Annotated in this window: 22 protein-coding genes; 7 read left to right on the forward strand and 15 right to left on the reverse strand. The window is 73.9% G+C overall.

The features are described from left to right. From ACFCY1_RS35815 to miaA, 4 genes are all read right to left on the reverse strand, one after another. Positions 1–1,695: RelA/SpoT family protein (locus tag ACFCY1_RS35815; protein ID WP_375877263.1), on the reverse strand; the 1,695-nt coding region annotated here is incomplete at its 3' end. A gap of 259 nt (positions 1,696–1,954) precedes the next feature. Then, positions 1,955–2,860, reverse strand: coding sequence for a diaminopimelate epimerase (gene dapF, locus ACFCY1_RS35820; RefSeq protein ID WP_375877264.1), 906 nt, complete (start codon positions 2,858–2,860; stop codon positions 1,955–1,957). Between the two features lie 32 nt (positions 2,861–2,892). Continuing rightward, entirely contained in the window at positions 2,893–3,405 is a 513-nt protein-coding gene (locus tag ACFCY1_RS35825) for a hypothetical protein (protein WP_049658893.1), read from the reverse strand. A 228-nt stretch (positions 3,406–3,633) separates the two neighbouring features. Beyond that, a complete protein-coding gene (gene miaA / locus ACFCY1_RS35830; protein ID WP_375877265.1) occupies positions 3,634–4,578 on the reverse strand; it encodes a tRNA (adenosine(37)-N6)-dimethylallyltransferase MiaA in 945 nt (314 codons plus the stop codon). 163 nt (positions 4,579–4,741) lie between these two features. Between miaA and ACFCY1_RS35835 the strand changes: the two genes are divergently transcribed. Continuing rightward, a complete protein-coding gene (locus tag ACFCY1_RS35835; RefSeq protein ID WP_241853171.1) occupies positions 4,742–5,011 on the forward strand; it encodes an antitoxin in 270 nt (89 codons plus the stop codon). A 25-nt stretch (positions 5,012–5,036) separates the two neighbouring features. Here the strand turns inward: ACFCY1_RS35835 and ACFCY1_RS35840 are convergent, their stop codons facing one another. Then, complete coding sequence (locus ACFCY1_RS35840) at positions 5,037–5,735, reverse strand: class III extradiol dioxygenase subunit B-like domain-containing protein (RefSeq protein ID WP_375877266.1); 699 nt, start codon at positions 5,733–5,735, stop codon at positions 5,037–5,039. Positions 5,736–5,813: 78 nt separating this feature from the next. Beyond that, positions 5,814–7,316, reverse strand: a complete 1,503-nt coding sequence (miaB, locus tag ACFCY1_RS35845) for a tRNA (N6-isopentenyl adenosine(37)-C2)-methylthiotransferase MiaB (RefSeq protein WP_255357448.1) — start codon at positions 7,314–7,316, stop codon at positions 5,814–5,816. Positions 7,317–7,411: 95 nt separating this feature from the next. On the opposite strand from miaB, the gene ACFCY1_RS35850 reads away from it, so the two are divergent. Then, positions 7,412–8,431, forward strand: a complete 1,020-nt coding sequence (locus ACFCY1_RS35850) for a TAXI family TRAP transporter solute-binding subunit (protein ID WP_074005693.1) — start codon at positions 7,412–7,414, stop codon at positions 8,429–8,431. A 15-nt stretch (positions 8,432–8,446) separates the two neighbouring features. Here ACFCY1_RS35850 and ACFCY1_RS35855 read toward each other — a convergent pair whose 3' ends face one another. After that, entirely contained in the window at positions 8,447–9,880 is a 1,434-nt protein-coding gene (locus ACFCY1_RS35855; RefSeq protein ID WP_049655577.1) for a HAMP domain-containing sensor histidine kinase, read from the reverse strand. A 6-nt stretch (positions 9,881–9,886) separates the two neighbouring features. Then, on the reverse strand, positions 9,887–10,666 hold the full coding sequence (locus tag ACFCY1_RS35860) for a response regulator transcription factor (protein WP_375877267.1): 780 nt from the start codon (positions 10,664–10,666) through the stop codon (positions 9,887–9,889). 391 nt (positions 10,667–11,057) lie between these two features. Here ACFCY1_RS35860 and ACFCY1_RS35865 point away from each other — a divergent pair, with 391 nt between their 5' ends. The 5 genes from ACFCY1_RS35865 (at position 11,058) to ACFCY1_RS35885 (ending at position 16,248) form a co-directional block, all read left to right on the forward strand. Beyond that, positions 11,058–11,831, forward strand: coding sequence for an amino acid ABC transporter ATP-binding protein (locus ACFCY1_RS35865; RefSeq protein WP_049655580.1), 774 nt, complete (start codon positions 11,058–11,060; stop codon positions 11,829–11,831). A gap of 121 nt (positions 11,832–11,952) precedes the next feature. Next, a complete protein-coding gene (locus ACFCY1_RS35870) occupies positions 11,953–12,861 on the forward strand; it encodes a glutamate ABC transporter substrate-binding protein (protein ID WP_074005695.1) in 909 nt (302 codons plus the stop codon). A 53-nt stretch (positions 12,862–12,914) separates the two neighbouring features. Continuing rightward, positions 12,915–13,565 (forward strand): amino acid ABC transporter permease, encoded by a 651-nt coding sequence (locus tag ACFCY1_RS35875; RefSeq protein WP_049655583.1) that lies wholly within the window; start codon positions 12,915–12,917, stop codon positions 13,563–13,565. Further along, on the forward strand, positions 13,562–14,410 hold the full coding sequence (locus ACFCY1_RS35880) for an amino acid ABC transporter permease (protein ID WP_074005696.1): 849 nt from the start codon (positions 13,562–13,564) through the stop codon (positions 14,408–14,410). The genes ACFCY1_RS35875 and ACFCY1_RS35880 overlap by 4 nt, the downstream gene beginning before the upstream one ends. Before the next feature lie 122 nt (positions 14,411–14,532). Beyond that, positions 14,533–16,248: an FAD-dependent monooxygenase gene (locus ACFCY1_RS35885; RefSeq protein WP_375877268.1), complete on the forward strand. Its 1,716-nt coding sequence runs from the start codon at positions 14,533–14,535 to the stop codon at positions 16,246–16,248. 28 nt (positions 16,249–16,276) lie between these two features. Here ACFCY1_RS35885 and rny read toward each other — a convergent pair whose 3' ends face one another. The 7 genes from rny to ACFCY1_RS35920 all read right to left on the reverse strand — a co-directional run bounded on the left by rny (position 16,277) and on the right by ACFCY1_RS35920 (position 23,894). Beyond that, positions 16,277–17,746, reverse strand: a complete 1,470-nt coding sequence (rny, locus tag ACFCY1_RS35890; RefSeq protein WP_375877269.1) for a ribonuclease Y — start codon at positions 17,744–17,746, stop codon at positions 16,277–16,279. A gap of 133 nt (positions 17,747–17,879) precedes the next feature. Further along, on the reverse strand, positions 17,880–18,932 hold the full coding sequence (gene recX, locus ACFCY1_RS35895) for a recombination regulator RecX (protein WP_375877270.1): 1,053 nt from the start codon (positions 18,930–18,932) through the stop codon (positions 17,880–17,882). 4 nt (positions 18,933–18,936) lie between these two features. Continuing rightward, positions 18,937–20,049 carry a recombinase RecA gene (gene recA, locus ACFCY1_RS35900; RefSeq protein WP_049659177.1) on the reverse strand — a complete coding sequence of 371 codons (1,113 nt, stop codon included), beginning with the start codon at positions 20,047–20,049 and terminating at the stop codon, positions 18,937–18,939. A 195-nt stretch (positions 20,050–20,244) separates the two neighbouring features. Next, complete coding sequence (locus ACFCY1_RS35905) at positions 20,245–21,390, reverse strand: AI-2E family transporter (RefSeq protein ID WP_117489693.1); 1,146 nt, start codon at positions 21,388–21,390, stop codon at positions 20,245–20,247. 118 nt (positions 21,391–21,508) lie between these two features. Beyond that, positions 21,509–21,703, reverse strand: a complete 195-nt coding sequence (locus tag ACFCY1_RS35910; protein WP_375877271.1) for a DUF3046 domain-containing protein — start codon at positions 21,701–21,703, stop codon at positions 21,509–21,511. Further along, positions 21,700–22,290, reverse strand: coding sequence for a GNAT family N-acetyltransferase (locus ACFCY1_RS35915; protein ID WP_074005700.1), 591 nt, complete (start codon positions 22,288–22,290; stop codon positions 21,700–21,702). Before ACFCY1_RS35915 ends, ACFCY1_RS35910 begins: the two co-directional genes overlap by 4 nt. A 92-nt stretch (positions 22,291–22,382) precedes the next feature. After that, entirely contained in the window at positions 22,383–23,894 is a 1,512-nt protein-coding gene (locus ACFCY1_RS35920) for a S8 family serine peptidase (protein WP_375877272.1), read from the reverse strand. Between the last annotated feature and the right edge of the window lie 107 nt (positions 23,895–24,001).

Genomic DNA, 24,001 nt, shown 5'->3' on the forward strand with positions numbered 1-24,001 from the left:
GCGCCCGGGCGGGGCGGGCTGGCCGCCGGCCGGGCCGGTGCGGACCGCCGGCTGCCGGGCCGGGGGATCGGCCAGCCAGCGCTCGATGGCCAGCCGGGCGGCGGGGGTGCGGGCGTGCGCCAGCCACTCGGGGGCGGGGCCGGAGGGCGGTCCGCCGCCGGCCGGGAGGGTCTCGGTGAGCACCGCGATCTGGTCGCCGTCCTCCAGCACGGTGGACAGCGCGGTGAGCCGCCCGTTGACCCGCGCGCCGATACATCGGTGGCCGGTCTCCTCGCCGAGCAGGTAGGCCGCGTCCACGCAGGTGGCGCCGGCCCGCAGCTGAAGCGTTTCGCCGCTCTCCGTCACCACGGTGATCTCGCGGTCGCCGGCCAGGTCGGCGGTGAGCGCGGACCAGAAGGCGTCCGGGTCGGGCGTCTCCTGCTGCCACTCCAGCAGCCGGCTGAGCCAGCCCGGGCGGGCCGGGTCGGTGCGGTCCAGCTCGTCGGCGTCCTGGACGGCACCGGCCGGGGACGGGTCCCCGAGCGCGACCACCCCGGTCTCGGCCACCTCGTGCATCCGCCGGGTGCGGACCAGCACCTCGACCACCGCGCCGCCGCTGAGCGCCACGGCGGTGTGCAGGGACTGGTAGAGGTTGAACTTGGGCGCGGCCACGAAGTCCTTGAACTCCCCGGGCAGCGGCGTCCAGCAGGTGTGCAGCTCGCCGAGCACGGCGTAGCAGTCGGCGTTCTCCTCGACCACCACCAGCAGCCGCCCGAAGTCGGCCGGCCGCGGCCCCTGCGGCCGGCCGTCCGGCCCGGGCACGGCGGCCCGCCGGAGCAGCACCCGGTGCAGCGAGACGCAGTGCCGGGGCCGGACGGTCACCTCGGCGGCCACCCCGCCCTCGGCCAGCTGGCGGGCCAGCTGCCGGGCGAAGGGCTCCAGCAGGGTGTCCGGCTCGGCCTCGTGACCGGTCATCAGGGCGCGGGTGCGGGCGTGCTCCTCGGGGTGCAGGGTGGCGAAGACGATGTCCTCCAGCTCCGCCTTGAGCACCTGGATGCCGAGCCGCTCGGCCAGCGGGATCAGCACGTCCCGGGTGACCTTGGCGATCCGCACCTGGCTGGCCGGCTTCATGTGCCGGATGGTGCGCATGTTGTGCAGCCGGTCGGCGAGCTTGATCACCATCACCCGGACGTCGTCCCCGGTGGCGACCAGCATCTTGCGGAAGGTCTCGGCCTCGGCGGCGGCCCCGAAGTCGACCTTCTCCAGCTTCGTCACCCCGTCGACCAGGTAGGCGACTTCCGGCCCGAACCCGGCGCCCACCTGGTCCAGCGTCAACTCGGTGTCCTCGACGGTGTCGTGGAGCAGCGAGGCGACCAGGGTGGTCGTCCCGGCGCCGAGTTGGGCCAGGATCATGGTGACGGCCAGCGGGTGGGTGATGTACGGCTCGCCGCTCTTGCGCTTCTGGCCGCGGTGGCTGGCCTCGGCGAGCCGGTAGGCCCGGGCGAGCAGGCCGAGGTCGGCCTGCGGATGGTGCCGGCGGTGGACCCGGACGAGCGGTTCCAGGGCGTCCGGCACGGGCGGCCGGCCGGTGGCGAGCAGGGCGGCCCGCCCGGCCCGGCCGAGGGCGGCCAGGCCGAGCTCCCCGAGGGGCCGCCTGGCCCCTCCCTGCCGTACGGTCGTCGGCTGCCCCAGGGGCTGCCCGGCTTCGATGGTCATCGGCACCTCCGGCAACGGTCGCCGGGCGCCGCCCCGTCCGAGGGGGTGATCTCGACACCCCTCCCCATGGGGTGATCGACCCGGTGGTCCATGCTACCGAGCAGAGCACGTTCCGCGACGCCCTGATTCCCGTCCGCGACCGGTATCACCCGATCGGGGGGATTCATCACCGAACGAATTGGGCAAACCGGGCTGCCGGCCCCCGGGCCTGTCGCCCCGCGGACGCGGGTTCGAGGACGAGCCCCACCGGAGACGGGCCCTAACGCACCGACTCCCACCAGCGCCCGTCCAGCCGGCCCTCGGCCACGATCACCGCCGGCCCGGCCATCTCCACCCGGCCGTCCGGGTGCTCGGTGATGACCAGCCGGCCGCCCAGCACGTCCACGGTGTACGAGACCGCCTCGCCGGTGACCGCCGGGTCGGCGCCGTCCCGGCGGATGGCCGCCACCGCCACCGCGCAGGCGCCGGTGCCGCAGGAGCGGGTCTCGCCCGAGCCGCGCTCGTGCACCCGCATCGCGACGTGCCGCGGCCCGCGGTCCACCACGAACTCGACGTTGACGCCCTCCGGGTAGGCGTCCGCCGGGCTGGTGAGCGGCGCGGTGTACAGGTCCCCGGCGTGGTCCAGGCTCTCCACGAAGGCCACCGCGTGCGGGTTGCCCATGTTGACGTTCAGGGCCGGCCAGCGCCGCTCGCCGACCGCGACCTCGATGCCGTCCGGCCCGGGCAGCCGGGCCCGGCCCATGTCGATGGTGACGTCGCCGGGCGTGCCGTCCGCGGCGGCCCCGGCGACCTTCGCGGTGAGCACCCCGGAGCGGGTGGCGACGGCCAGTTCGCCCGGCTCGGCCAGTCCGGCCTCGACCAGGAAGCGGGCGAAGACCCGCAGGCCGTTGCCGCACATCTCGGCGATGCTGCCGTCCGAGTTGCGGTAGTCCATGAACCACTCGGCCCGGTCGGCCATCGCCGCGGCGGCCGGGTCGGCGGCGGCGCGCACCACGCGCAGCAGCCCGTCCCCGCCGATGCCGGCCCGCCGGTCGCACAGCGCGGCGACGGTCTCGGGACCGATCTCCAGCGCGCCGTCCGGGTCCGGGACGATGACGAAGTCGTTCTGGGTGCCGTGGCCCTTGAAGAAGGGGATGCCGACCTGCTGGGGGGAGGATGCGCTCACCCCTCCGATGGTACTGAGCCGCCGGGAGGCGCTCAGCGCAGGTAGGCGACCCGCCAGACCGCGAGCGCGCAGGCGGCCAGCGCGATCAGGGTGTAGACCGCGATCGCCTTCCAGCCGGCCCGCTGCCCGGAGCCCCGGCGCGGCAGCCCCGGCCACGTGTAGCCGGCGTGCCGGGCGGCCATCGCGCCCCAGCCCATCGAGGCGGCGGTGAACAGCAGCCCGAGCATCCCGACCATGGTGGCGCGCGCCCCGGCCGAGCCGAAGGCGAGCGGGAAGGCGAACATCAGCGAGCCGAGGGTGCCCAGCAGGGCGATCGGCAGCGTCTGCCACCAGCGCAGCCGGCGCAGCGGGCGGATCTCCCGTTCGTGCACCGCGCCGCCGGGCGGGGTGCGGGTGTCCAGGGCGGGCACCGCAGCCGCGTAGGAGGTCGGCGCCTCCAGGCCGGTCAGCACGGGCAGGTCGCCCATCGTCGACTCGTCGAACTCCTCGGCCGGTACGGTGACGCTCCCGCCCTGGCCGGATTCGGGGCCGGTACCCGTCGACACACGGCCTCCCCTGACAGTTCGACACGAGCGGACTCGCGGCCGGGCACGGCCGGCCCGTTCGGTCGACCCCTACGGCATCGATGATGGCATGTCCAGAGGGGCGTTCCGGGCCTGACCGGGGTCGACGGGTGATCCGTGGCCATCACGTGATCGGCCCGTGACCGCCGGTTCGTCCTGCACGGTCGCCTGCGCGCGCAGGTGCACCGCCGGATTGGCCGGAAACCCTTCCTACGCGGCCGGAACTCCCTGACGGTCGATCAGTTCCAGGGAGTGTTCCAGCAGCTCGACGGGGTCGGTGCCGGCCGGCCGGGAGAGCCAGTGGATCCGGTCGTCGCGGCGGAACCAGGACTCCTGGCGGCGGGCGAAGCGCTTGGTGGCCCGGACGGTCTCGGCCCGGGCCTCGTCCTCGGTGCACCCGCCGGCGAAGTGGTCGAGCACCTGCTGGTAGCCGAGCGCCCGGGAGGCGGTCCTGCCCTCCCGCAGTCCGACCTTCTCCAGCTCCCGCACCTCGTCCAGCAGTCCGGCCTCCCACATCCGGTCGACCCGCAGCGCGATCCGCTCGTCCAGCTCGGGGCGCGGCACGGCGACGCCGATCTGCACCGCCTCGTAGACGGCGGTGTTGCTCGGCAGGTTGGCGGTGAACGGCTGCCCGGTGATCTCGATGACCTCCAGGGCGCGGACGATCCGCCGCCCGTTGCCGGTGAGGATCGCCTCGGCGGCCGCCGGGTCCAGCTCGGCCAGCCGCCGGTGCAGCGCGTACGGGCCGGCGTGCTCCAGCTCGGCCTCCAGCCGGGCCCGCACCGCCGCGTCGGTGCCCGGGAACTCCATCTCGTCGATCGCCGCCCGGACGTACAGCCCGGATCCGCCGACCAGGACGGGCGTGCGGCCGGCGGCGAGCAGCCGGTCGATCTCGGCCCGGGCCAGCCGCTGGTACTCGGCGACGCTGGCGGCCTCGGTGACGTCCCAGACGTCCATCAGGTGGTGCGGCACCCCCCCGCGCTCCTCCATCGTGAGCTTGGCGGTGCCGATGTCCATGCCCCGGTACAGCTGCATCGAGTCGGTGTTGATCACCTCGCCGTCGAGACTGCGGGCGATGGCGACGGCCAGGTCGGACTTGCCGGCGGCGGTCGCGCCGACGATCGAGATGACGCACGGGGTACGGGAGCTGCTCACCGCTCCAGTCTCGCAAAACGGCCGGGCGCCCGCGGACCGGGCTGCCACCCGCCCGCGACTGCGCGAGGATATGACTGTTTCCCGGACACTTTCCGGCCGTTTCCCCGGTTGGGCCGGTTTGCGAACGCTTTGCCGAGCCCGGTCGTTGTGCGGGGAACAGCGGATGAAGGAGATCGCCATGGGTCTGATGGACAACCTCAAGGGCAAGGCCGAGGAGCTCAAGGACAAGGCCAGCGAGTTCGCCGGCAAGCACAGCGACCAGATCGAGAAGGCCGTGGACAAGGCCGGCGGCGCGATCGACAAGGCGACCAAGGGCAAGTACAGCGACAAGATCGAGCACGGCGCCGGCAAGGCCAAGGGCGCGGTCGGCGACTTCGCCCACAAGCCGAAGCCCGGCGACGAGGAGCAGCCCCCGCAGGCCCCGCGGTCCTGAACCGCAGGCCTGCCCCGCCGACTTGCTAGGACCAGGACGCCACGAAGTACCCGACCCCGTACGGCGCGTCCTGGTAGCCCAGCCGCCCGGTGAGGCCGGCGCCCTGCGCGGCGCCGGCCAGCACCTGCCAGGGCGCCCGGCCGTCGGCCTTGAGCTCGGCGGCCAGGCCCGGGTCCAGTGCGGCCAGGGCGGGCAGGTCGGCCGTGCCCAGGGCGGCGGCCAGCGCGGTGTCGAAGCCCTCGGCCCGCTCGTCCAGGTAGCCCGGCGCCTTCACCGAGCGGCAGGCGCTGCCGTCGCCGAGCACCAGCAGGGCGACCCGGTCGGCGAGCCCGGCCAGGCCCTGGCCGAGGCCGAGCATCCGGTCGGCGGGGGCGTCGGCGGGCACCGCGCAGGCGTGCGTGGGCAGGCCCACCCCGGCGCGCTCCAGCAGCCAGGCGCCGACGGTCAGCGAGGGGGCCAGCTCCGGCCCCTCGACCCGGTCGCCGGGCAGCTTGGCGACCAGCGGCACCCCGTAGCGGTGGAAGGAGCCGGCCCCGCCCTCGGTCCACACCTCGGCCGCCGGCCCGGTGCCGACCACCACGACCAGCTGCGGTCCGGCCGCGACCAGCACCGCGAGCGCCTCGTCGCAGGCCGCGCGCAGGCCGTCCAGCTCGGGCGCGGCCCCGGCGGCGACCTCGGGGACGAGCAGCGGCGGACAGGGGCACACGGCGGCGGCTACCAGCATGCGGATCACTCTAGCCAACGACGACGGCGGCCCGGCGGGAGTGGATCCTCCCGTCAGGCCGCCGTACCGGGCACGGTGTCAGTCGCCGCAGCAGGCCCCGCCCGCCGGCGCGGCCAGGGGCAGCTCCGCCGGGGCGCCGATCTTCGGCAGGCCGAGCAGCACGCCGGCCGGCTTGGCGGCGGGCGCGGCCTGGCGCTTCTCCCAGGCGTCGCCGGCCCGGGTGCGGCGCACCGCGAGCGCGGGGCCCTCGGCGAGCAGGTGGTGCGGGGCGGCGTAGGTGATCTCGACGGTCACCGTGTCGCCGGGGCGCACCGGCTCCTCCGGCTTCGTGAAGTGCACCAGCCGGTTGTCGGGGGCGCGGCCGGAGAGCCGCCGGGTCTGGTCGTCCTTCTTGCCCTCGCCCTCGGCGACCAGGATCTCCAGGGTCCGCCCGACCTGCTTCTTGTTCTCCTCCCAGGAGATCTCCTCCTGGAGGGCGATCAGCCGGTCGTAGCGGGCCTGCACGACCTCCTTCGGCACCTGGTCCGCCATCTCCGCGGCGGGGGTGCCGGGGCGCTTGGAGTACTGGAAGGTGAAGGCGTTGGTGAAGCGGGCCTCGCGGACGACGTGCATCGTCTCCTCGAAGTCCTCCTCGGTCTCGCCGGGGAAGCCCACGATGATGTCGGTGGAGATCGCCGCGTCGGGCATCGCCTCGCGGACCTTCCGGATGATCCCGAGGAAACGCTCCTGCCGGTAGGAGCGGCGCATCGCCTTGAGGACGCGGTCCGAGCCGGACTGCAGCGGCATGTGCAGCTGGTGCATCACGTTCGGGGTCTCGGCCATCGCGGCGATCACGTCGTCGGTGAAGTCGCGCGGGTGCGGCGAGGTGAAGCGGATCCGCTCCAGGCCCTCGATCTGGCCGGCGGCGCGCAGCAGCTTGGAGAAGGCCTCGCGGTCGCCCAGGTCGGAGCCGTAGGCGTTGACGTTCTGGCCGAGCAGGGTCACCTCGATGACGCCCTCGCCCACCAGCGCCTCGATCTCGGCGAGGACGTCGCCGGGGCGGCGGTCCTCCTCCTTGCCGCGCAGCGCGGGGACGATGCAGAAGGTGCAGGTGTTGTTGCAGCCGACCGAGATGGCGACCCAGGCGGCGTACGCGGATTCGCGGCGGGTCGGCAGGGTGGAGGGGAAGGTCTCCAGCGACTCCAGGATCTCGACCTGGGCCTTGCGCTCGACCGCGGCCCGCTCCAGCAGCGCCGGCAGGTGGCCGATGTTGTGGGTGCCGAAGACCACGTCGACCCAGGGGGCGCGCTTGACGATGGTCTCGCGGTCCTTCTGGGCCAGGCAGCCGCCGACGGCGATCTGCATGCCCTTGTGGCGGGTCTTGACCGGCGCGAGCTGGCCGAGGTTGCCGTACAGCTTGTTGTCGGCGTTCTCGCGCACCGCGCAGGTGTTGAACACCACCAGGTCCGGGTCGCCCTCGGGCCCGGCCTTGACGTACCCCGCGTCCTCCAGCAGGCCGGACAGCCGCTCGGAGTCGTGGACGTTCATCTGACAGCCGTGCGTGACGACCTTGTAGCTCTTCAATCCGCTCTCACCGCTCACCAGACCAGGGTACGGGCAGCGGCGAAGGGCTTTTCCCGGAGCTTCCACCACCCGTTCCCCTCCCGTTCGGCCGGAGCGCCTGGCAGTATCCCTGCATGACCCCCACCACTCCGTACCGTCCCGGCGCCGCCGTCCGTGCCGCGGCCCGCAGCCCGTTGTGGCGGACGGTGCTGGTGCTGGTGCTGCTGGTGGCCGGGTTCGGCGGCTGGTGGCTGTCGGCGGGCCGCTCGCCCGGGTACCCGCGCGGCGAGGTCCGCTTCGCCACCGGGGTGCAGCGCGGCGTCTACGACCGGTACGGGCAGCTGCTCCAGGGCCACGTCTCGCGGGCGATGCCGGGGGTGCGGCTGGCCCTGGACAACTCCGAGGGCTCGGTCGACAACATCGGCCGGGTGATCGACGGCCGGGACACCTTCGCGATCGCCACCGCCGACGCGGTCGCCGACTACCACGAGCCCGGCAAGGAGAAGCTGCGGGCGATCGCCCGGCTGTACGACGACTACCTGCAGCTGGTCGTCCCGGCCTCCTCCCCGGTGCGGCGCACCGCCGACCTCAAGGGCCTGAAGGTCGGCGTCGGGCTGCCGCAGTCCGGGGTGAACCTGGTGACCAGGCGGCTGCTGACCGCCGCCGGGCTGGACCCGGACCATGACATCGTCCCGGTGTCGAAGGGCGTCGGCGAGGCCGCCGACGACCTGCGCGCGGGCACCCTGGACGCCTTCTTCTGGTCCGGCGGCCTGCCCACCAGCGCGCTCACCGACCTCTCCGAGCACGTCCGGATCCGGATCGTGCCGCTGAGCGACCTCGCCGAGGCCCTGCACAAGGCCGAGGGCGGCGGCACCGACGCCTACCGGGCGGCCACCATGCCCAAGGGCACCTACCCGAACGCCGAACCGAAGGACGCGGTCGCCACGGTGGCCGTGCCCAACCTGCTGATCACCCGGGACGACGTGGACCCGGGCCTGGTCGAGGGCATGACCCGCGCGGTGATCGACAGCCGGGACCAGATCGGCGCCCAGGTGCACGCGGCCCAGCTGGTCGACCTGCGCACCGCCGTCTACACCGACCCGCTCCCGCTGCACACCGGCGCGGCGCGCTACTACCGCTCGGTGAAGCCGTAGACCCCGCCCCGGCGGCTACTTCTCCGGCTTCTCCGGCCGGGGCACCGCCAGCGTCACCGCGAGCCCGGTCGGCTTGACCGGCGCGAAGCCGAGCGTGCCGCCGCCGGCCGCCAGCAGGGTGCGGGCGATGGACAGCCCGAGCCCCGAACCGTCCACGTTCTGGTGCCGCGGGCTGCGCCAGAACCGGTCCCCGGCCCGGGACAGCTCGTCCTCGGTGAGGCCGGGCCCGGCGTCGGTGACGGTCACCGCGACCTCGTCCCGGCGCACCGCGACCCGCAGCCGCACCTCGCTGCCGGGCGGGCCGAACTTGAGCGCGTTGTCGACCACGGCGTCCAGGGCCGAGCCGAAGCCGATCGGGTCGGCCATCCCGATCGCCAGCGCCGGGCCGTCCCAGCGCAGCGTGATCCCGCGCTGCTCGGCCGCCGGCCGCCAGGCGTCGACCCGGGCCAGGGTGAGCTCGGCGAGGTCGGTGCGCTCCGGTTCGGGGCGGGCGTGCTCGGCGGTGGCCAGCCCGAGCAGGTCGTCCAGCACCCGGGCCAGCCGGACGCCCTCCTCCCGTACGCCGCTGAGCTCCTCCTCGTGGCCCTCGGGCAGTTCCAGGCCGAGCAGCTCGACCCGCAGCAGCAGGGCCGACAGCGGGTTGCGCAGCTGGTGCGAGGCGTCCGCGACGAAGGCCTTCTGCTGGTCCATGGCGAGCACCACGTGGTCCGCCATCTCGTTGAACGAGCGGGCCAGCCGCTGGAGTTCGGGCGGTCCGCCGCCGGGGGCGACCCGGGCGGCCATCCGGCCGGTGGCGATGTCGTGGGTGGCCCGGTCCAGGGTGCGCACCGGGCGCAGCACCCACTCGGTGAGCCGGACGGCGAGCAGCACGGCGACGATCATCGCGGCGGCCTCACCCGCGACGATCACCAGCCACTTGTGCAGCACCCGGGTGCGCAGCGCCTCGGTCGGGGACTCGCTCAGCACCACCGCGACCACGTCGCCGTCGCGCACCACCGGGGCGGCGACGATGATCGTCCGGTCCGGCGTCCACGGCCAGACCTGCGGCGGGTTGTGGCTGCGCCGCCCGTCCAGCGCCTCCTGGAAGGCCTGGGCGCCCCAGCCCTCGCCGGGCACCCGCCAGTCGCCCGGGGCGGCGGCGATCGCCACCCCGTCGCGCTGGAAGATGCCCAGGCGGACGCCGTACAGGTCGTGGTAGCGGCGGACCTCGGAGAGGATCGCGCGCTGCCGGCTGAGGTCGCCCGGGGCGGGTTCCGGTTCGCCCTTGCGGGCGGAGTCGGCGGCGCCGGAGGTGGGCAGGTCCTGGGCGAGGCGGGCGGCGTCGTCGAGCCGGTCGACGACGACCTTGGTCTGCTCGGCCGCCGCGACCGCCGCCGCGAGCGGCAGCCCCAGGGCGGCCAGGACGCAGAGCATGAGGGCGATCAGGATGCCGAGCAGGCGGGTGCGCACGTGCGGTCAGTGCTCCGCGGGAGCGGGAGCGGGGGCGGACGGGGCGGCGGCCGACGGGGCGGGGGCGGCGGGCGCCGGACAGTCGGGGATCAGCCGGTAGCCGACCCCGCGCACGGCCTCGACCAGGCCGGGCAGCGCCAGCTTGTTGCGCAGCGAGCCGATGTGCACCTCCAGAGTGCGCCCGTTGCCCTCCCAGCCGCTGCGCCAGACCTCGCTGAAGATCTGCTCGCGCCGGTAGACCACGCCCGGGCTCTGGGCGAGCAGCGCGAGCAGGTCGAACTCCTTGCGGGTGAGCGGCACGTCGCGGCCGTCCACGCTGACCCGGCGGCGCTCCCGGTCGATCCGGATGCCGCGGGACTCCAGCGGGCCGCGCTGCTGCGGCACGGTGTCGGGCGCGGGCACCGGCACCGCGGCGGGGGCGGCGCCGCGGCGGGCCACGGCGTGGATGCGGGCGAGCAGCTCGCCCATGTCGTACGGCTTGGTGACGTAGTCGTCGGCGCCCAGGTTGAGGCCGTGGATCCGGGAGCGGACGTCGGCGCGGGCGGTGACCATGATCACCGGGACGCCGCTGCCGGCCCTGATCCGGCTGCACACCTCGAAGCCGTCGCGGTCGGGCAGCCCGAGGTCGAGCAGCACCACGCGGTACGGCTCGTTGCCGTCCGGCACCAGGGCGTCCAGCGCCTCGTGCCCGCTGCGGGCGTGCCGGACCTGGAAGCCGTGCCGGCCCAGCACCGCGACCAGCGCGGCGGCCACGCGTTCGTCGTCCTCGACGAGCAGAAGTCGCATCCTGTTCTCCTCCTTCCCCCACCTGATCACCAGTGATCACCGGGCCGATCGGTCAGGTCCCGGTCCTGCGCAGTATGAGCCAGTGAACGGCCCGACGCCAGGTTCGACCGCGCACCGGGCCCGTGGGGGACGGGGAGCACCGGAGCGGATTCCCGCTGTGACATGCCCCGTCGGCGCCCGCGCGAACAGCGCGTGGGCGACGCGTGGCCGTTTCGTGATCCTCAAGTTCCGCTCAGATCGGCTGACGGCGAACGGTCACGGCTCCTAAGGTCGGCCCACCGGGGGCTGCGGCTCCGCCGGCCGCGGCCCCCGGATTCGCACCACCACTGCCTCCCAAGGGAGTTGAGACTTCTCGGGCAGGCGTTATTCGACGACAGAGGGAGCAGGCGCGATGACCGAGAGCCCGGTCGAGGACTCAACCACCGCAGCCGCCCCCCTGGTCGTGCTGAGCAAGGTCAACAAGCACTACGGCGCGCTGCACGTGCTGCAGGACATCGACCTCAGGATCGCCCAGGGCGAGGTGGTCGTACTGATCGGCCCGTCCGGTTCGGGCAAGTCGACGCTCTGCCGGACGATCAACCGGCTGGAGACGATCGACTCCGGCACGATCACCATCGACGGCCGGCCGCTGCCCGACGAGGGCAAGGAGCTGGCCCGGCTGCGCGCCGAGGTCGGCATGGTGTTCCAGAGCTTCAACCTGTTCGCGCACAAGACCGTGCTGGAGAACGTGGTCATCGGCCAGGTGAAGGTGCGCAAGGTGCCCCGCCCGCAGGCCGAGAAGACCGCCCGGGAGCTGCTGGAGCGGGTCGGCGTCGGCGCGCAGGCGGACAAGTTCCCGGCCCAGCTCTCCGGCGGCCAGCAGCAGCGCGTGGCGATCGCCCGGGCGCTGGCGATGAAGCCCAAGGTGATGCTCTTCGACGAGCCCACCTCGGCGCTGGACCCGGAGATGGTCAACGAGGTGCTGGAGGTCATGCGCCAACTGGCCGCGGACGGCATGACGATGGTCGTGGTCACCCACGAGATGGGCTTCGCGCGCTCCGCCGCCAACCGGGTGCTGTTCATGGCCGACGGGAAGATCGTCGAGCAGAACACCCCGGACGCCTTCTTCACCGCACCGCGCTCCGACCGCGCCAAGGACTTCCTCTCGAAGATCCTCCACCACTGACGCTTCGAGACCGGCGGGGCCGCCCCCGGCTTCGTCACCGGTGCCGGCCGGTCCCGCCGTGCAACGCCTTCCAGACGCCAGAGCCCGGTTGACACCGCGGCCCACCCCCAGGAGAACCCTCATGAGGACGTCCCGCACCCTCGCCGTCGCGCTCTGTGCCGTCGCGCTCACCGCCACCGCCGCCTGCGGCAAGGACGGCACCCCCGGCACCACCGCCGCGAGCAGCGGCGGCAGCGCCGCCCCGGCGCTGCCGACCTACACGGTCAAGACCGACGTCAAGGTCGACTCCGCGGTCCTCGCCGAGGCCAGGAAGCGCGGCCAGCTGATCATCGGCGCCAAGGCCGACCAGCCGAACCTCGGCTGGGAGGACGTCGCCAGCGGCGACCGCAGCGGCTTCGACATCGAGATCGCCAAGATGATCGCCGCCGACCTCGGCTTCACCCCGCAGCAGATCAAGTGGCAGACCCTGGTCTCCTCGCAGCGCGAGCCGGCCATCGCCAAGGGCCAGATCGACTTCTACGTCGGCACCTACAGCATCAACGACGAGCGCAAGAAGAGCGTCTCCTTCGCCGGCCCGTACTACATCGCCGGCCAGGACCTGCTGGTGAAGGCCGACAACACCACGATCACCGGCGCGGAGAGCACCGGCGGCAAGAACGTCTGCACCGCCACCGGCTCGACCTCGATCAAGAACATCCAGCAGTACAACCCGAAGGTCACGCAGTTCGACACCTACTCGGCCTGCGTCGAGAAGCTGATGTCCGGCGAGGTCGACGCGGTCACCACCGACGACGCGATCCTCAAGGGCTACGCCTCCAAGTACGCCCCCAAGCTCAAGGTGGTCGGCAAGCCGTTCACCAAGGAGAACTACGGCGTCGGCCTCAACAAGGACGACAAGGCGCTGCGCGACGCCATCAGCGACGCCCTCAAGGCCCACGAGGACAACGGCGACTGGAAGAAGGCCTACGACGCGACCCTGGGCGCCTCCGGCTCCGCCGCGCCGGACGTCCCGGCCCTCGAGCGCTACTGATCCACCCGCCGTACGTCGACTTCCCGACCATGAACTGAGAGGAGGGCCGCCGGATGGGGTTCCTGTTCGAGGACGACAACTTCGCGTTGTTCCGCGACGGCTTCCTACAGACGATCGAGGTGAGCGCGCTCAGCGCTCTGCTCGCCCTGCTGCTGGGCACCCTGCTGGCGGCCTTCCGGGTCTCCCCGGTGCCGGTCCTGCGCGCCTTCGGCACCGCCTGGGTCACGCTCTTCCGCAACACCCCGCTGACCCTGCTGTTCTTCGCCGTCACCTTCGGCCTGCCGCCGCTGGGCGTGCACTTCAGCCACCTGGTGTTCGCGGTGCTGGCGCTCGGCGGGTACACCGCCTCGTTCGTCTGCGAGGTGATCCGCTCCGGCATCAACACCGTGCCGCTCGGCCAGGCGGAGGCCGCCCGCAGCCTGGGCATGTCCTTCGGCCAGACCCTCACCCTGGTCGTCCTGCCGCAGGCCGCCCGCACCGTCCTGGGCCCGATGAGCAGCGTGTTCATCGCCCTGCCCAGGAACTCGGCGATCGCCGGCGCGTTCAGCGTCTCCGAGCTGTACAGCGCCCAGCAGACCTTCTCCGAGCGCGGCTTCTCGATCTTCGCCATCTTCTTCTGGGTGGCCTGCGCCTACCTGCTGATCAGCGCGACGATCGCCACGTTCTTCCGCTTCCTGGAATCCCGACTGGCGGTGGCCCGATGAGTGTTCTGAACCGCCAGGCTTCGGCCAGCGTCCTCTACGACGCCCCCGGCCCGAAGGCCCGCACCCGGTACCGCGCGTTCGGCGTCCTCTCGGTGCTCGGCATCGCCGGTCTCCTCTGGTACGTCTTCACCGCGCTGAACGACAACGGCCAGTTCGACCCCGACCTGTGGGACCCGTTCCAGTACAACTTCGTCCAGCAGATGATCCTGGACGGCCTGCTGGCCACCCTGAAGGCCTTCGGGCTGGCGGCGGTCTTCTCGCTCGCCCTGGGCGCCCTGCTGGCGGCCGGTCAGCTCTCCGACCACAAGCCGGTCCGCTGGTTCTGCACGGCCTTCACCCAGTTCTTCCGGGCGATGCCGCTGCTGATCCTGATCGTCGGGCTCTACTACGCCTTCTTCGCCAAGGAGTCGATGTGGGCGCTGGTGCTCGGCCTCACCCTCTACAACGGGGCGGTCCAGGCCGAGATCATCCGCAGCGGCGTCAACGCCGTCCCGCGCGGCCAGGGCGAGGCGGCGTACGGGCTCGGCATGCGCAAGACCCAGGTGATGACGTCGATCCTGGTGCCGCAGGCCGTCCGTTCGATGCTGCCCTCGATGATCGGCCAGCTGGTCGTCACCCTCAAGGACACCTCGCTCGGTCTGATCATCACCTACCAGGAGCTGCTGTTCATCGGCAAGAAGATCGCCAGCCAGCCGATGAACGCCGCGGGCTTCCCCTACATCCCCGTGGTGCTGGTGATCGGACCGATCTACATCGCGATGTGCCTCCTGTTGACCGCGCTCGCACGCTGGATCGAAGCACGCGGCCGTCGCGGCGCGAACCGGCGCACTTCGACTTCTGCTTGACGGACACGCAGGCGAACTGTTGCATTGCTCTTCGTGACACCTCCCGGGAGCATCCACGCGGCATATGCGGCAGCGGTAACTGACGCCGGCCGATCGGCCGGTTCGTGCCCGGAGGTTCCCTCATGGACCCGGTGATCGTGGTCGGGGCCGGACCGGTCGGTCTGGCCCTGGCCCTCGCCCTGGCCCGGCACGAGGTCCCCACCATCGTCCTGGACGAGGGCTCCGGCCTCTGCCCGGAAGGCCCGCGCAGCCTCGTCCTCGGCGCCGACACCGCCGCCTTCCTGACCCGGATCGGCTACCCGCGGGCCGTCTCGGACTCCGCGCTGTGGGACTCCTTCGCCGTCTGGCGCCGCCGCCAGGAGGTGCTGCGGATCGACCTCACCGACTCGCCCACCTACCACCTGCCCCAGCACCGCCTCCAGCGCGGGCTGCGCGACGCCCTGACCGGCACCCCGCTGATCAGGCTGGTCCCGCTCAACCGGGTCGTCGAACTCGAACAGGACCGGGACGGCGTCAGCCTCCGCACCACGGGCACCCAGGACGGCTCCGCCACCTGGTGGCGCGGCAGCCACCTGGTCGGCTGCGACGGCGCCAGATCCACCGTCCGCAAGCTCCTGAAGATCCGCTTCCCCGGCCGCCCGGCGGTCGACCGCAACGCCATCGCCACCGTCCGGGTCGACCTGCCCTTCGACGGCGCCCGGCTGCACCGCGAGCCCCCGTGGCGGGGCGACCGCGAGGCCTCCGCCCGTCCGCTGCCGGACGGCGTCTGGCGGCTCGACTGGCGGCTGCCCCCCGGCCGCCCCGCCGCCACCGAGACCGTCGACCCGCACGCCACCTGGCCCGGCATCGTCACCGGCGACACCCTGCTCACCCGGGTCACCTCCACCCTCACCGGCTGGTGCGGCGAACTGCCCCGCTTCGAACTGCTGGCCGCCGCCGACCACACCGCCCAGCAGCGGCTCGCCGCCCGCTTCCGCAGCGGCCGCTGCTTCCTGGCCGGCGACGCCGCCCACCTGCACGGCGCACTCGGCATGCAGAACCTCGCGGACGGGCTGCGCGACGCCGACAACCTCGCCTGGCGGCTCGCCCTCGCCTGGCACCTCCACTCCGGCGGCCCGCAGCCCGGCGGCTCCCTGCTGGACGGCTACGAGGCCGAGCGGCGCGGGGCGGTCGGCGCCCGGCTGCGCGCGGTCGACCAGTCCATGCCGCTGCTGCGCCCGCTGCGCGGCTGGCAGCAGACCCGGCGCTCGCTGCTGGTCGGCGGCTTCCGCAAGCACGCCCCGCTGCTCGCCGACGGCCAGCTCGGCACCGGCCGGTTCGGCGGCGCGCCCGCCTACCCGGCGGCGCCCTCCGGCGTCCCGGCCCGGGTCCCGGTGCAGCGCGGCGCGCGCGGCACCACCTCGCTCAGCGAGCTGCTGCCCGCCACCGCCCCCGGCGTACTCGTCCCGGACCTGCCGGTGCTCGCCGACGACGGCACCCCCGACCACCTGCACGCCCGGCTCGGCACCACCTTCCTGCTGCTGCTGGTCGCCCCCGGCACCGCCGTCTGGTCCTCCGAGCACTGGCTCGGCGCCGGCCTGATGCCCCGCCTCGCCGAGGTCGCCGCCGCGCTGCCCGTCCCCGCCGAGGTGCTGGTCACCGAGGACTACCCGGGCGCCGGGCCGCACACCGTCCTGCTGATCCGCCCGGACGGCCACCTGGTCGGCACCACCCAGGGGGCCGTCGCCGAGGACCTGCTCGCCCTCGCCGACCGCGCCCGCGGCGGCCCGGCCACGCTCGGCCCGGCGCCCGACCCGGCCGAGCAGCCCTCGCCCCAGCAGGTGGACTCCCCGAGCTGAGGCCTCCGGGCCGCGGCGGGCCACGGTCTCAGCCGGCCACCGCCGTGGCCCGGCTCTCGCGGACCACCGTCACCCGGATCTGGCCCGGGTACGTCAGCTCGGTGGAGACCTGGCGGGCGACCTCACGGGCGATCAGCTCCGCACCGAGATCATCCACCGCGTCCGGACGGACCATCACCCGCACCTCGCGGCCCGCCTGCATCGCGAACACCTCGGCCACGCCCTCGTGCGAACGCGCGATCTCCTCCAGCCGCGCCAGCCGCCGGACGTACAGCTCCAGCGACTCCTTGCGCGCACCCGGCCGGCCGCCCGAGCAACCGTCCGCGGCCTGGGTCAGCACGGCCGTCACGGTGCGCGGATCGACCTCGTTGTGGTGGGCGGCGATCGCGTGCACCACCTCGGCGGACTCCCCGTACCGCCGGGCGAGCTCCGCGCCGACCGCGGCGTGGCTGCCCTCCGACTCGTGGGTGAGCGCCTTGCCGATGTCGTGCAGCAGCGCCGCGCGCCGCACCGGCTCCGGGTCCACCCCGAGCTCGGCGGCCATCATCCCGGCCAGGTGCGCGGACTCCAGCAGGTGCCCGAGCACGTTCTGCCCGTACGACGCCCGGTAGCGCAACGAGCCCAGGGTGCGGACGAGTTCGGGGTGCACCCCGTCGACCCGGGCCTCCAGCAGGGCGTCCTCGCCGGCCCGGACGCAGCTCTGCCCGACCTCCTCGCGGCTGCGCTCGTACAGGCTCTCGATCCGGGTCGGGTGGATCCGGCCGTCCTCGACCAGCTGCTCCAGGGTGAGCCGGGCGGTCTCCCGGCGGACCGGGTCGAAGCAGGACAGCTGCACCGACTCGGGGGTGTCGTCGACGATCAGGTTCACGCCGGTGACCGCCTCGAAGGCGCGGATGTTGCGGCCCTCGCGGCCGATGATCCGGCCCTTCATGTCCTCGTTCGGCAGCCGCAGGACGGTGACGGCGCTCTCCGCGGTCTGCTCCGTCGCCAGCCGCTGGACCGCCCCGGCGACGATGTCCCGGGCCCGGCGCTCGCCCTCCTCCCGGGCCTCGCGCTCGATCTCCCGGACGGTGACCGCGGCCTCCCGCCGGGCCGAGTCCTCGGCCTCCCGCAGGAGTTCGGCGCGGGCCTGCTCGGCGGAGAGCCCGGCGGCCCGCTCCAACGCCGCCGCCCGCCGGGCGACCAGCGCCTCGGCCTCGCCCCGGGACTGCTCCACCTCGGCGGAGCGCTCGGCCAGTTCGTCCTCCCGGCGGCGCAGCCTGCGCAGCTCCTCGGCCATGTCCTCCTCGCGGCGGGCCAGTTCGGTCCGCTGCCGGGCGGACTGCTCCTCGGCCCACCGGCGGGCCTGCTCGGCCTCGGCCAGCGCACCGCGCCGGGCCGCCCGGAGCCGCCTGATCGCCAGCCCGGCGGCGGCCACGACCACCAGCAGCAGGAGTGCGGCCGATCCGGCGACCGGCACCAGTGAGCCGCCCGGGCCGGTGCCCGCCGAGATCCCCATTCCCGCCCACTCCCCCGTCGCCGCGCGCGCCGCCGTCCGGAGGCGCCCCGGGCACTGAAGGCGAGGCTAGGTGGGGGTCACGGGAGGGTCAAGAGTTGACCTGGTCCACTCCAAGACACCTACAGAACTGCCACTACTCCCGACCCGACGGTTCACTCCACTCCTCTTCCAGCGCGCTGCGCACCACCCGGAACGCCAGTCCTTCGGAGTAGCCGCGCCGGGCCAGCATCCCGACCAGCCGCCGGGTGCGCACCTGGGTGTCCAGCCCCCGGGTGGACCGCAGCTTGCGCTCGACCAGCGCCCTGGCCGCGTCCGTCTCGTCGTCGTGGTCGAGCTGGGCGACGGCCTGCTCGACCAGGTCCGCGGCGACGCCCTTGGTGCGCAGCTCCTGGGCCAGCGCCCGCCGGGACAGGCCCCGGACGGCGTGCCGGGACTCCACCCAGGCCGCGGCGAAGGCCGCGTCGTCGATCAGCCCGACCTCTTCGAGCCGGGTGAGCACCGCGTCGGCGGCCTCCTCCGGGATCTCCCGCTTGCGCAGGGCGTCGGCGAGCTGCTTGCGGGTCTTGGCGGCGCCGGTCAGCAGCCGCAGGCAGATGTCCCGGGCGCGGGTCTCCGGGTCGGCCGACTCCTCGGCCTGCTTCCGGGAGGTACGGCCGGAGCCCTCCTCCCCGGGCAGCCCGGTGCCGGAGCGGCCCCGGCGCCCGTCGCGACGGGAGGCCGAGGCGGCCACACCCCCGTGACCGGCCGCCTCGCCGCCGCCGCGGCCGCTCTCCACGGCCGTCGGTGTCGAAGCGGGCCCGGCCGCTTCGGTTTGCTCGGCCTCCAGGGCCGAGCGCCGCCGCCGGCGGCCGGTGGGCAGCTCGGAGGCGGAGACCAGGCCGAGCGCCTCGACCGGGGTTTCCGCCGGCTCCGGCCCGGGCGCCGCGCCGCGCACCGCCCGGGTCGGAGCCAGGTCGAACTCCGGCTCGGCGCCGGATGCCCACTGCGCGGTGGACGGACGGCCGCGCCGGGAGCGCGAGGCCCGGGGCTTCGCGGCCACCGGCTCGGGCTCCTCCGCGACGGCTGCGAACCAGTCCGGCGGCCCGTGCTCGTCCTCCTCCGCGACCGCGGCGAACCAGTCCGGCGGCCCGTAGTCGTCGTCCTCCGGGCCCGCCGGGCCGCCGCCCACCGTGTCGTACTGCGTCAACGGCTCAGGCCTTGGCCGCCGCCGTCTTCTTCGCCGCGGCCGTCTTGGTGGCGGTCGCGGTGATCGGCTTGGCCGCGCCGTCGGCGGCGGCCTCGGCACTCTCCTCGGCCGGCTCCTCCACCTTCGGGCCGATGCCGAGCTTGCCCTTGATCTTCCGCTCGATCTCGTCGGCGAGCTGCGGGTTGTCCCTCAGGAAGTTGCGGGCGTTCTCCTTGCCCTGGCCGAGCTGGTCGCCCTCGTACGTGTACCAGGCGCCCGACTTGCGGATGAAGCCGTGCTCCACGCCCATGTCGATCAGGCCGCCCTCGCGGCTGATGCCCACGCCGTAGAGGATGTCGAACTCGGCCTGCTTGAACGGCGCGGCGACCTTGTTCTTGACCACCTTGACGCGGGTGCGGTTGCCGACCGCCTCGGTGCCGTCCTTCAGGGTCTCGATCCGGCGGATGTCGAGGCGGACCGAGGCGTAGAACTTCAGCGCCCGGCCACCGGTCGTGGTCTCCGGCGAACCGAACATCACGCCGATCTTCTCGCGCAGCTGGTTGATGAAGATCGCGGTGGTGTTCGACTGGTTCAGCGCACCGGCGATCTTGCGCAGCGCCTGGCTCATCAGCCGGGCCTGCAGACCGACGTGCGAGTCGCCCATCTCGCCCTCGATCTCGGCGCGCGGCACGAGCGCCGCGACCGAGTCGATGATCACCAGGTCGATCGCGCCGGAGCGGATCAGCATGTCGGTGATCTCCAGCGCCTGCTCACCGGTGTCCGGCTGGCTGACCAGCAGGGCGTCGGTGTCCACGCCGAGCTTCTTGGCGTACTCCGGGTCGAGCGCGTGCTCCGCGTCGACGAACGCGACCGTGCCGCCGGCCTTCTGGGCGTTGGCGGCCAGGTGCAGGGTCAGGGTGGTCTTGCCGGAGGACTCGGGGCCGTAGATCTCGACCACGCGGCCACGCGGGATGCCGCCGACCCCGAGGGCGACGTCCAGGGCGGTGGACCCGGTGGAGATCACCTCGACCGGCTCGTTGGCCTTCTCGCCGAGGCGCATCACCGAGCCCTTGCCGAACTGCCGCTCGATCTGGGCGAGCGCGGTCTCAAGGGCCTTCTCGCGATCCGTACCTGCCATGGCTTTTTCCCTCGGGTTCTGTGCTGTGCGCTTCATCGTCCTCGACGCTAGCGCGTCCCACTGACAAACGGGCCCGGCCGGGCTCCGCCTGTGGAAAACTCCACGCCGGAGAGTACAAAGAACATCTGTTCGATTCAAGCGTCGCACGTCCGGGCCCCGCCGCCCCCGGAAACACCCCGGGGGCGGCGCCCCGGGTCACTCCCCGCGCCTCGCCCCGTCCCCGCCGACCATCCGGCGCAGCCGCCGGGCCGCCTCCCGGCGCAGCTCCCGCCGGGCCCGCCGCTGCTCGCCCCGGTCGATCCGCGGGTCGGTGGCCACCTCGTACCGCCGTACGTACGTCCCCACGAAGCCCTGGAGCGTCGCCGCCGCCGGGATCGCGATCACCGCGCCGACCGCGCCGAGCAGCGCCGCGCCCGCGATCACCGAGCCGAAGGCCACCGCCGGGTGCACGTCCACCGTCCGCGCGGTGATCCTCGGCTGCAGCAGGTAATTCTCGATCTGCTGGTACACCACCACGAAGACCAGCACCCAGAGCGCGTCCACGGGCTTCACCGTCAGCGCCACCAGCACCGGCAGCGTCCCGGCCAGGTAGGTCCCGAGGGTCGGCACGAACTGCGACATGACGCCGACCCAGACCGCCAGCGCCGCCGCGTACGGCAGGCCGAGCAGTTCGAACATCACCCAGTGCCCGGCGGCCGACACCACCGCGAGCAGCGCCCGGGAGTACAGGTAGCCGCCGGTCTTGGCGAGCGCGATCTCCCAGGCCCGCAGCACCTCGGCCTGCTTGGCGGGCGGCAGCATCGAACAGACCGTCCGGCGCACCCGCGGGCCCTCGGCGGTGAAGTAGAAGGTGAACAGCCCGACCGTGAAGGCCTTGAAGAGCCCGCCGATCACGGTGGACGAGACGCCCCAGGCGTTGTCGGCGGCCTGCTGGACGTAGGTCTCGATGGTGCCGGAATCCTTGAGCAATCGATTCTGCAGCTCGCCCAGCGAGAGGTCCTGGTGGAAGGTCCGGTTGATCCAGTCGATCAGGTTGTCGACCAGGTGCGGCAGGTCCCCCGCGAGCTTCGCCACCTGGTCGACCAGCAGGGTGCCGAGCGCGGCGAGGAAGCCCACCACCGCGATCCCGACCGCCACGAACACCAGGAAGGTCCCGACCCCCCGGCGCACCCCCCGCGCGGCCATCCGGTCCACGGCCGGCTCCAGCGCCAGCGACAGGAAGAACGACACCAGCAGCATCACGAACAGGTCGATCAACTGCCGGAACGCCCAGTCCGCGAGCTGGAAGGCCCCCACCAGCACCAGGAACAGCACCATCGCCCGCGGCAGCCAACGCGGCATCCCGCCGCCCCACAGACCCCCACCCGCCGGAGCGCCCTCGGCGTCCCGGTCCGAATTCTTCTGTTCCGCGCTATTTGTCACCCGAACAGTCTGTCCCATGCCCCCGGGGGGCCGGCAGTCAGCGCAGCACCCCGGAGACGCCCTGGGTGTCGCAGACCACCCGCCAGACGTCCTTGGCCTCCCAGCCCGCCTCCAGCGCCTGCCGCACCGTCCGCCCGCCCAGCTCGCTCATCACATGGTCGGTCGCGAACGACTCCGCGTACCCCTCCCCGAAGTGCGCGTACATCCGTCGCCAGAACTCCGTCAGCCTCATGCCCCAAGTATCCCGGACCGGGCCCGCCACTCCCCGGCCGTCAGCGCGTACTCGACCTCGCCGTGCTCGCTGCCCGGGATCATCTCCGGGTAGTCCTCGTGGAACGTGCGGACGTACGACAGCCCGCTCTTCTCCATCACCCGCCGCGAGCCCGCGTTCACCGCCATGGTGTACGCCACCACCCGCTCCACCCCCAGCTCCGCGAACCCGAGCCGGACCAGCGCCCGCGCCCCCTCCGTCGCATAGCCGCGCCCCCACGCGGCCTGCCGCAAGCGGTACCCGAGCTCGACCTCCCCGCGCTCCCCCTCCCGCGTCGGCCGGAACTCGAACCACCCCAGGAACGCCCCGCCCGCCCGCTCCTCGGCCGCCCACCAGCCGAGGTCGCCGTAGCGCCGGTAGTGCTCCAGGTAGCGCGGCAGCAGCTCCCCCTCGACCCACTCCCGCGGACTCGGCTTCCCCCCGGTGAGGAAGCGCATCACCGCAGGGTCCCCGTCCAGCTCCACGAGCCGGTCCGCGTCCGCCGTCGTGAAGCGCCGCAGCACCAGCCGCTCGGTCGTCAGGAACACGGCCGCACCCGAATCACCCATGCCCCGATCCTCACCCCCGTCCCACCGCCCCGTCACCTGCTTTTCCCCGCCCCACCACCCGACGGGCGCGCGGGGCGCGGCCCGCGCCCCCGTCACCGGGGCAGCACCAGCAGCCCCGCCCCGAAGTACTGCCGTTCCCCGCAGCCCAGGAGCCCCGGGGGACACCCCGGCGCCGCCGCCCCGGCCAGCAGCGCGGCCAACCCGTCCGCCCCCAGCTCCGGGTGCAGGGCCGCCGCCACCGCCACCGCCCCGGTCACGTGCGCGGCCGCCATCGAGGTCCCCGCCAGCGCCGCGTACCGCCCGTCCGGCCAGTCGGAGACGACCGCCCCCTGCGGCCCGCCGTCCGGGTCGCCGCCGGGCGCGGCCAGCGATACCCGTCCGCGCCCGTAGTTGGAGTAGGCCGCCGGGTGCCCGTCCCGGTTCACCGCCGTGACGGTGACCACCCCGGGCAGCTCACCGGGCAGCCGTACGCACTCCGTGCCCAGGTGACGCAGGGGCGCCGGCCCCGAGACCCGGTCGTTGGGGCTCCGCTCGTCGGTCCGCGAGGCGCCGAGGTCCTGCCCGTCGTTGCCCGCCGAGGCGACCACCACCGCCCCCGCCCGCCGGGCGTACCCGGCGGCCCGCCCGACGGCCGCGATCAGCGCGGCCTGGTCCGCGTCCCCGGGGCAGTTGTACTTCCACGGGTCGGCGAAGTAGCTGTTGTTGACCGCCTTGGCCCCGTGGTCGGCGGCCCAGAGCATGCCGCAGACGATGTTCTCCGCGTAGTACTGCCCGAGCGGCCCGAGCAGCCGGACGGCGGCGATCCGCACCCCGGGCGCCACCCCGGTGACGCCGTGGCCGTCCCGGGTGGCGCCGACGATCCCGGCGACGTGCGTGCCGTGGCCGCTCTCGACCACCCCGGGGTCGGGCCGCCAGGCGCCGGTGCGGGCGTCGGGCCGGCCGTCCGCGCAGGAGGCGGAGGCCTTCGGGTCGACGGCGGCCCGCAGGTCCGGGTGGGTGTCGTCGACCCCGGAGTCCAGCACCGCGACCAGCACCCCGCGCAGCGCGTCGGCGCTCGGTGCGGCACCGCCGGAGACCGCCGAGGCGTCCGCCGCCCCGCGGGCGGCACCGCCGAGCATGGCGAGGTTCCAGGCGCCCGCCTCCCCCGGATCGGGCACCGTGACGGTCTCCCCGTCCATCCGGTCACCGACCGCCCGGCCACCGGTCCCGGCACCCGCCGTGAAGTCCCCCGCCCCCGTCACCGCCCGCGGCGGCGCGACCACCGGCGCGGTCCTGGTCGCCCCGACCGCGGCGATCCCGGGCCGGCCCCGCACCCGGTCGGCGAACGGGCCGGTCGCGTACACCAGCACGGCCCCGATCTGCGGGTACTCCTGGACCACCTGCCCGCCCGCCGCCCGGCTCTCCGCCCCGGCCCGGGCGGCGCCGGCGGCGTCCTCGCCCTCGGCCAGCACCAGGTAGCTGAGGTACGCCCGCCCCGCCCCGGACACGGACGGGACGGCGCCGCCCACCACGAGCGCCATCAGCAGCATCGCAAGCAGCGCCCGGGCGGGCCCGCGGACCCGACGGCGTCGGGCGGGCCCGCCCGACGGGTGCGCCTGCGCCATCGCACGGTCTCCGCTCGTCGGTCCGGTGGGTCACGGGTGGATCACCCATCCGATTCCTCACCATATGAGCGGATTGTGGTTTCTGCTCCCCGGCTTGCACCCCTCCT

This window comes from Kitasatospora sp. NPDC056273 (assembly GCF_042268845.1).
Taxonomy (GTDB): domain Bacteria; phylum Actinomycetota; class Actinomycetes; order Streptomycetales; family Streptomycetaceae; genus Kitasatospora.

Coding starts and splice junctions, on each gene's coding strand:
- ACFCY1_RS35850 (WP_074005693.1), top strand. CDS start 7,412: ATGACCCCCACCACTCCGTACCGTCCCGGCGCCGCCGTCCGTGCCGCG.
- ACFCY1_RS35915 (WP_074005700.1), bottom strand. CDS start 22,290: ATGGGTGATTCGGGTGCGGCCGTGTTCCTGACGACCGAGCGGCTGGTG.
- ACFCY1_RS35910 (WP_375877271.1), bottom strand. CDS start 21,703: ATGAGGCTGACGGAGTTCTGGCGACGGATGTACGCGCACTTCGGGGAG.
- ACFCY1_RS35885 (WP_375877268.1), top strand. CDS start 14,533: ATGGACCCGGTGATCGTGGTCGGGGCCGGACCGGTCGGTCTGGCCCTG.
- ACFCY1_RS35920 (WP_375877272.1), bottom strand. CDS start 23,894: ATGGCGCAGGCGCACCCGTCGGGCGGGCCCGCCCGACGCCGTCGGGTC.
- ACFCY1_RS35880 (WP_074005696.1), top strand. CDS start 13,562: ATGAGTGTTCTGAACCGCCAGGCTTCGGCCAGCGTCCTCTACGACGCC.
- ACFCY1_RS35840 (WP_375877266.1), bottom strand. CDS start 5,735: ATGCTGGTAGCCGCCGCCGTGTGCCCCTGTCCGCCGCTGCTCGTCCCC.
- ACFCY1_RS35860 (WP_375877267.1), bottom strand. CDS start 10,666: ATGCGACTTCTGCTCGTCGAGGACGACGAACGCGTGGCCGCCGCGCTG.
- ACFCY1_RS35835 (WP_241853171.1), top strand. CDS start 4,742: ATGAAGGAGATCGCCATGGGTCTGATGGACAACCTCAAGGGCAAGGCC.
- ACFCY1_RS35905 (WP_117489693.1), bottom strand. CDS start 21,390: ATGCCGCGTTGGCTGCCGCGGGCGATGGTGCTGTTCCTGGTGCTGGTG.
- rny (WP_375877269.1), bottom strand. CDS start 17,746: ATGGGGATCTCGGCGGGCACCGGCCCGGGCGGCTCACTGGTGCCGGTC.
- ACFCY1_RS35870 (WP_074005695.1), top strand. CDS start 11,953: ATGAGGACGTCCCGCACCCTCGCCGTCGCGCTCTGTGCCGTCGCGCTC.
- ACFCY1_RS35875 (WP_049655583.1), top strand. CDS start 12,915: ATGGGGTTCCTGTTCGAGGACGACAACTTCGCGTTGTTCCGCGACGGC.
- ACFCY1_RS35865 (WP_049655580.1), top strand. CDS start 11,058: ATGACCGAGAGCCCGGTCGAGGACTCAACCACCGCAGCCGCCCCCCTG.
- recA (WP_049659177.1), bottom strand. CDS start 20,049: ATGGCAGGTACGGATCGCGAGAAGGCCCTTGAGACCGCGCTCGCCCAG.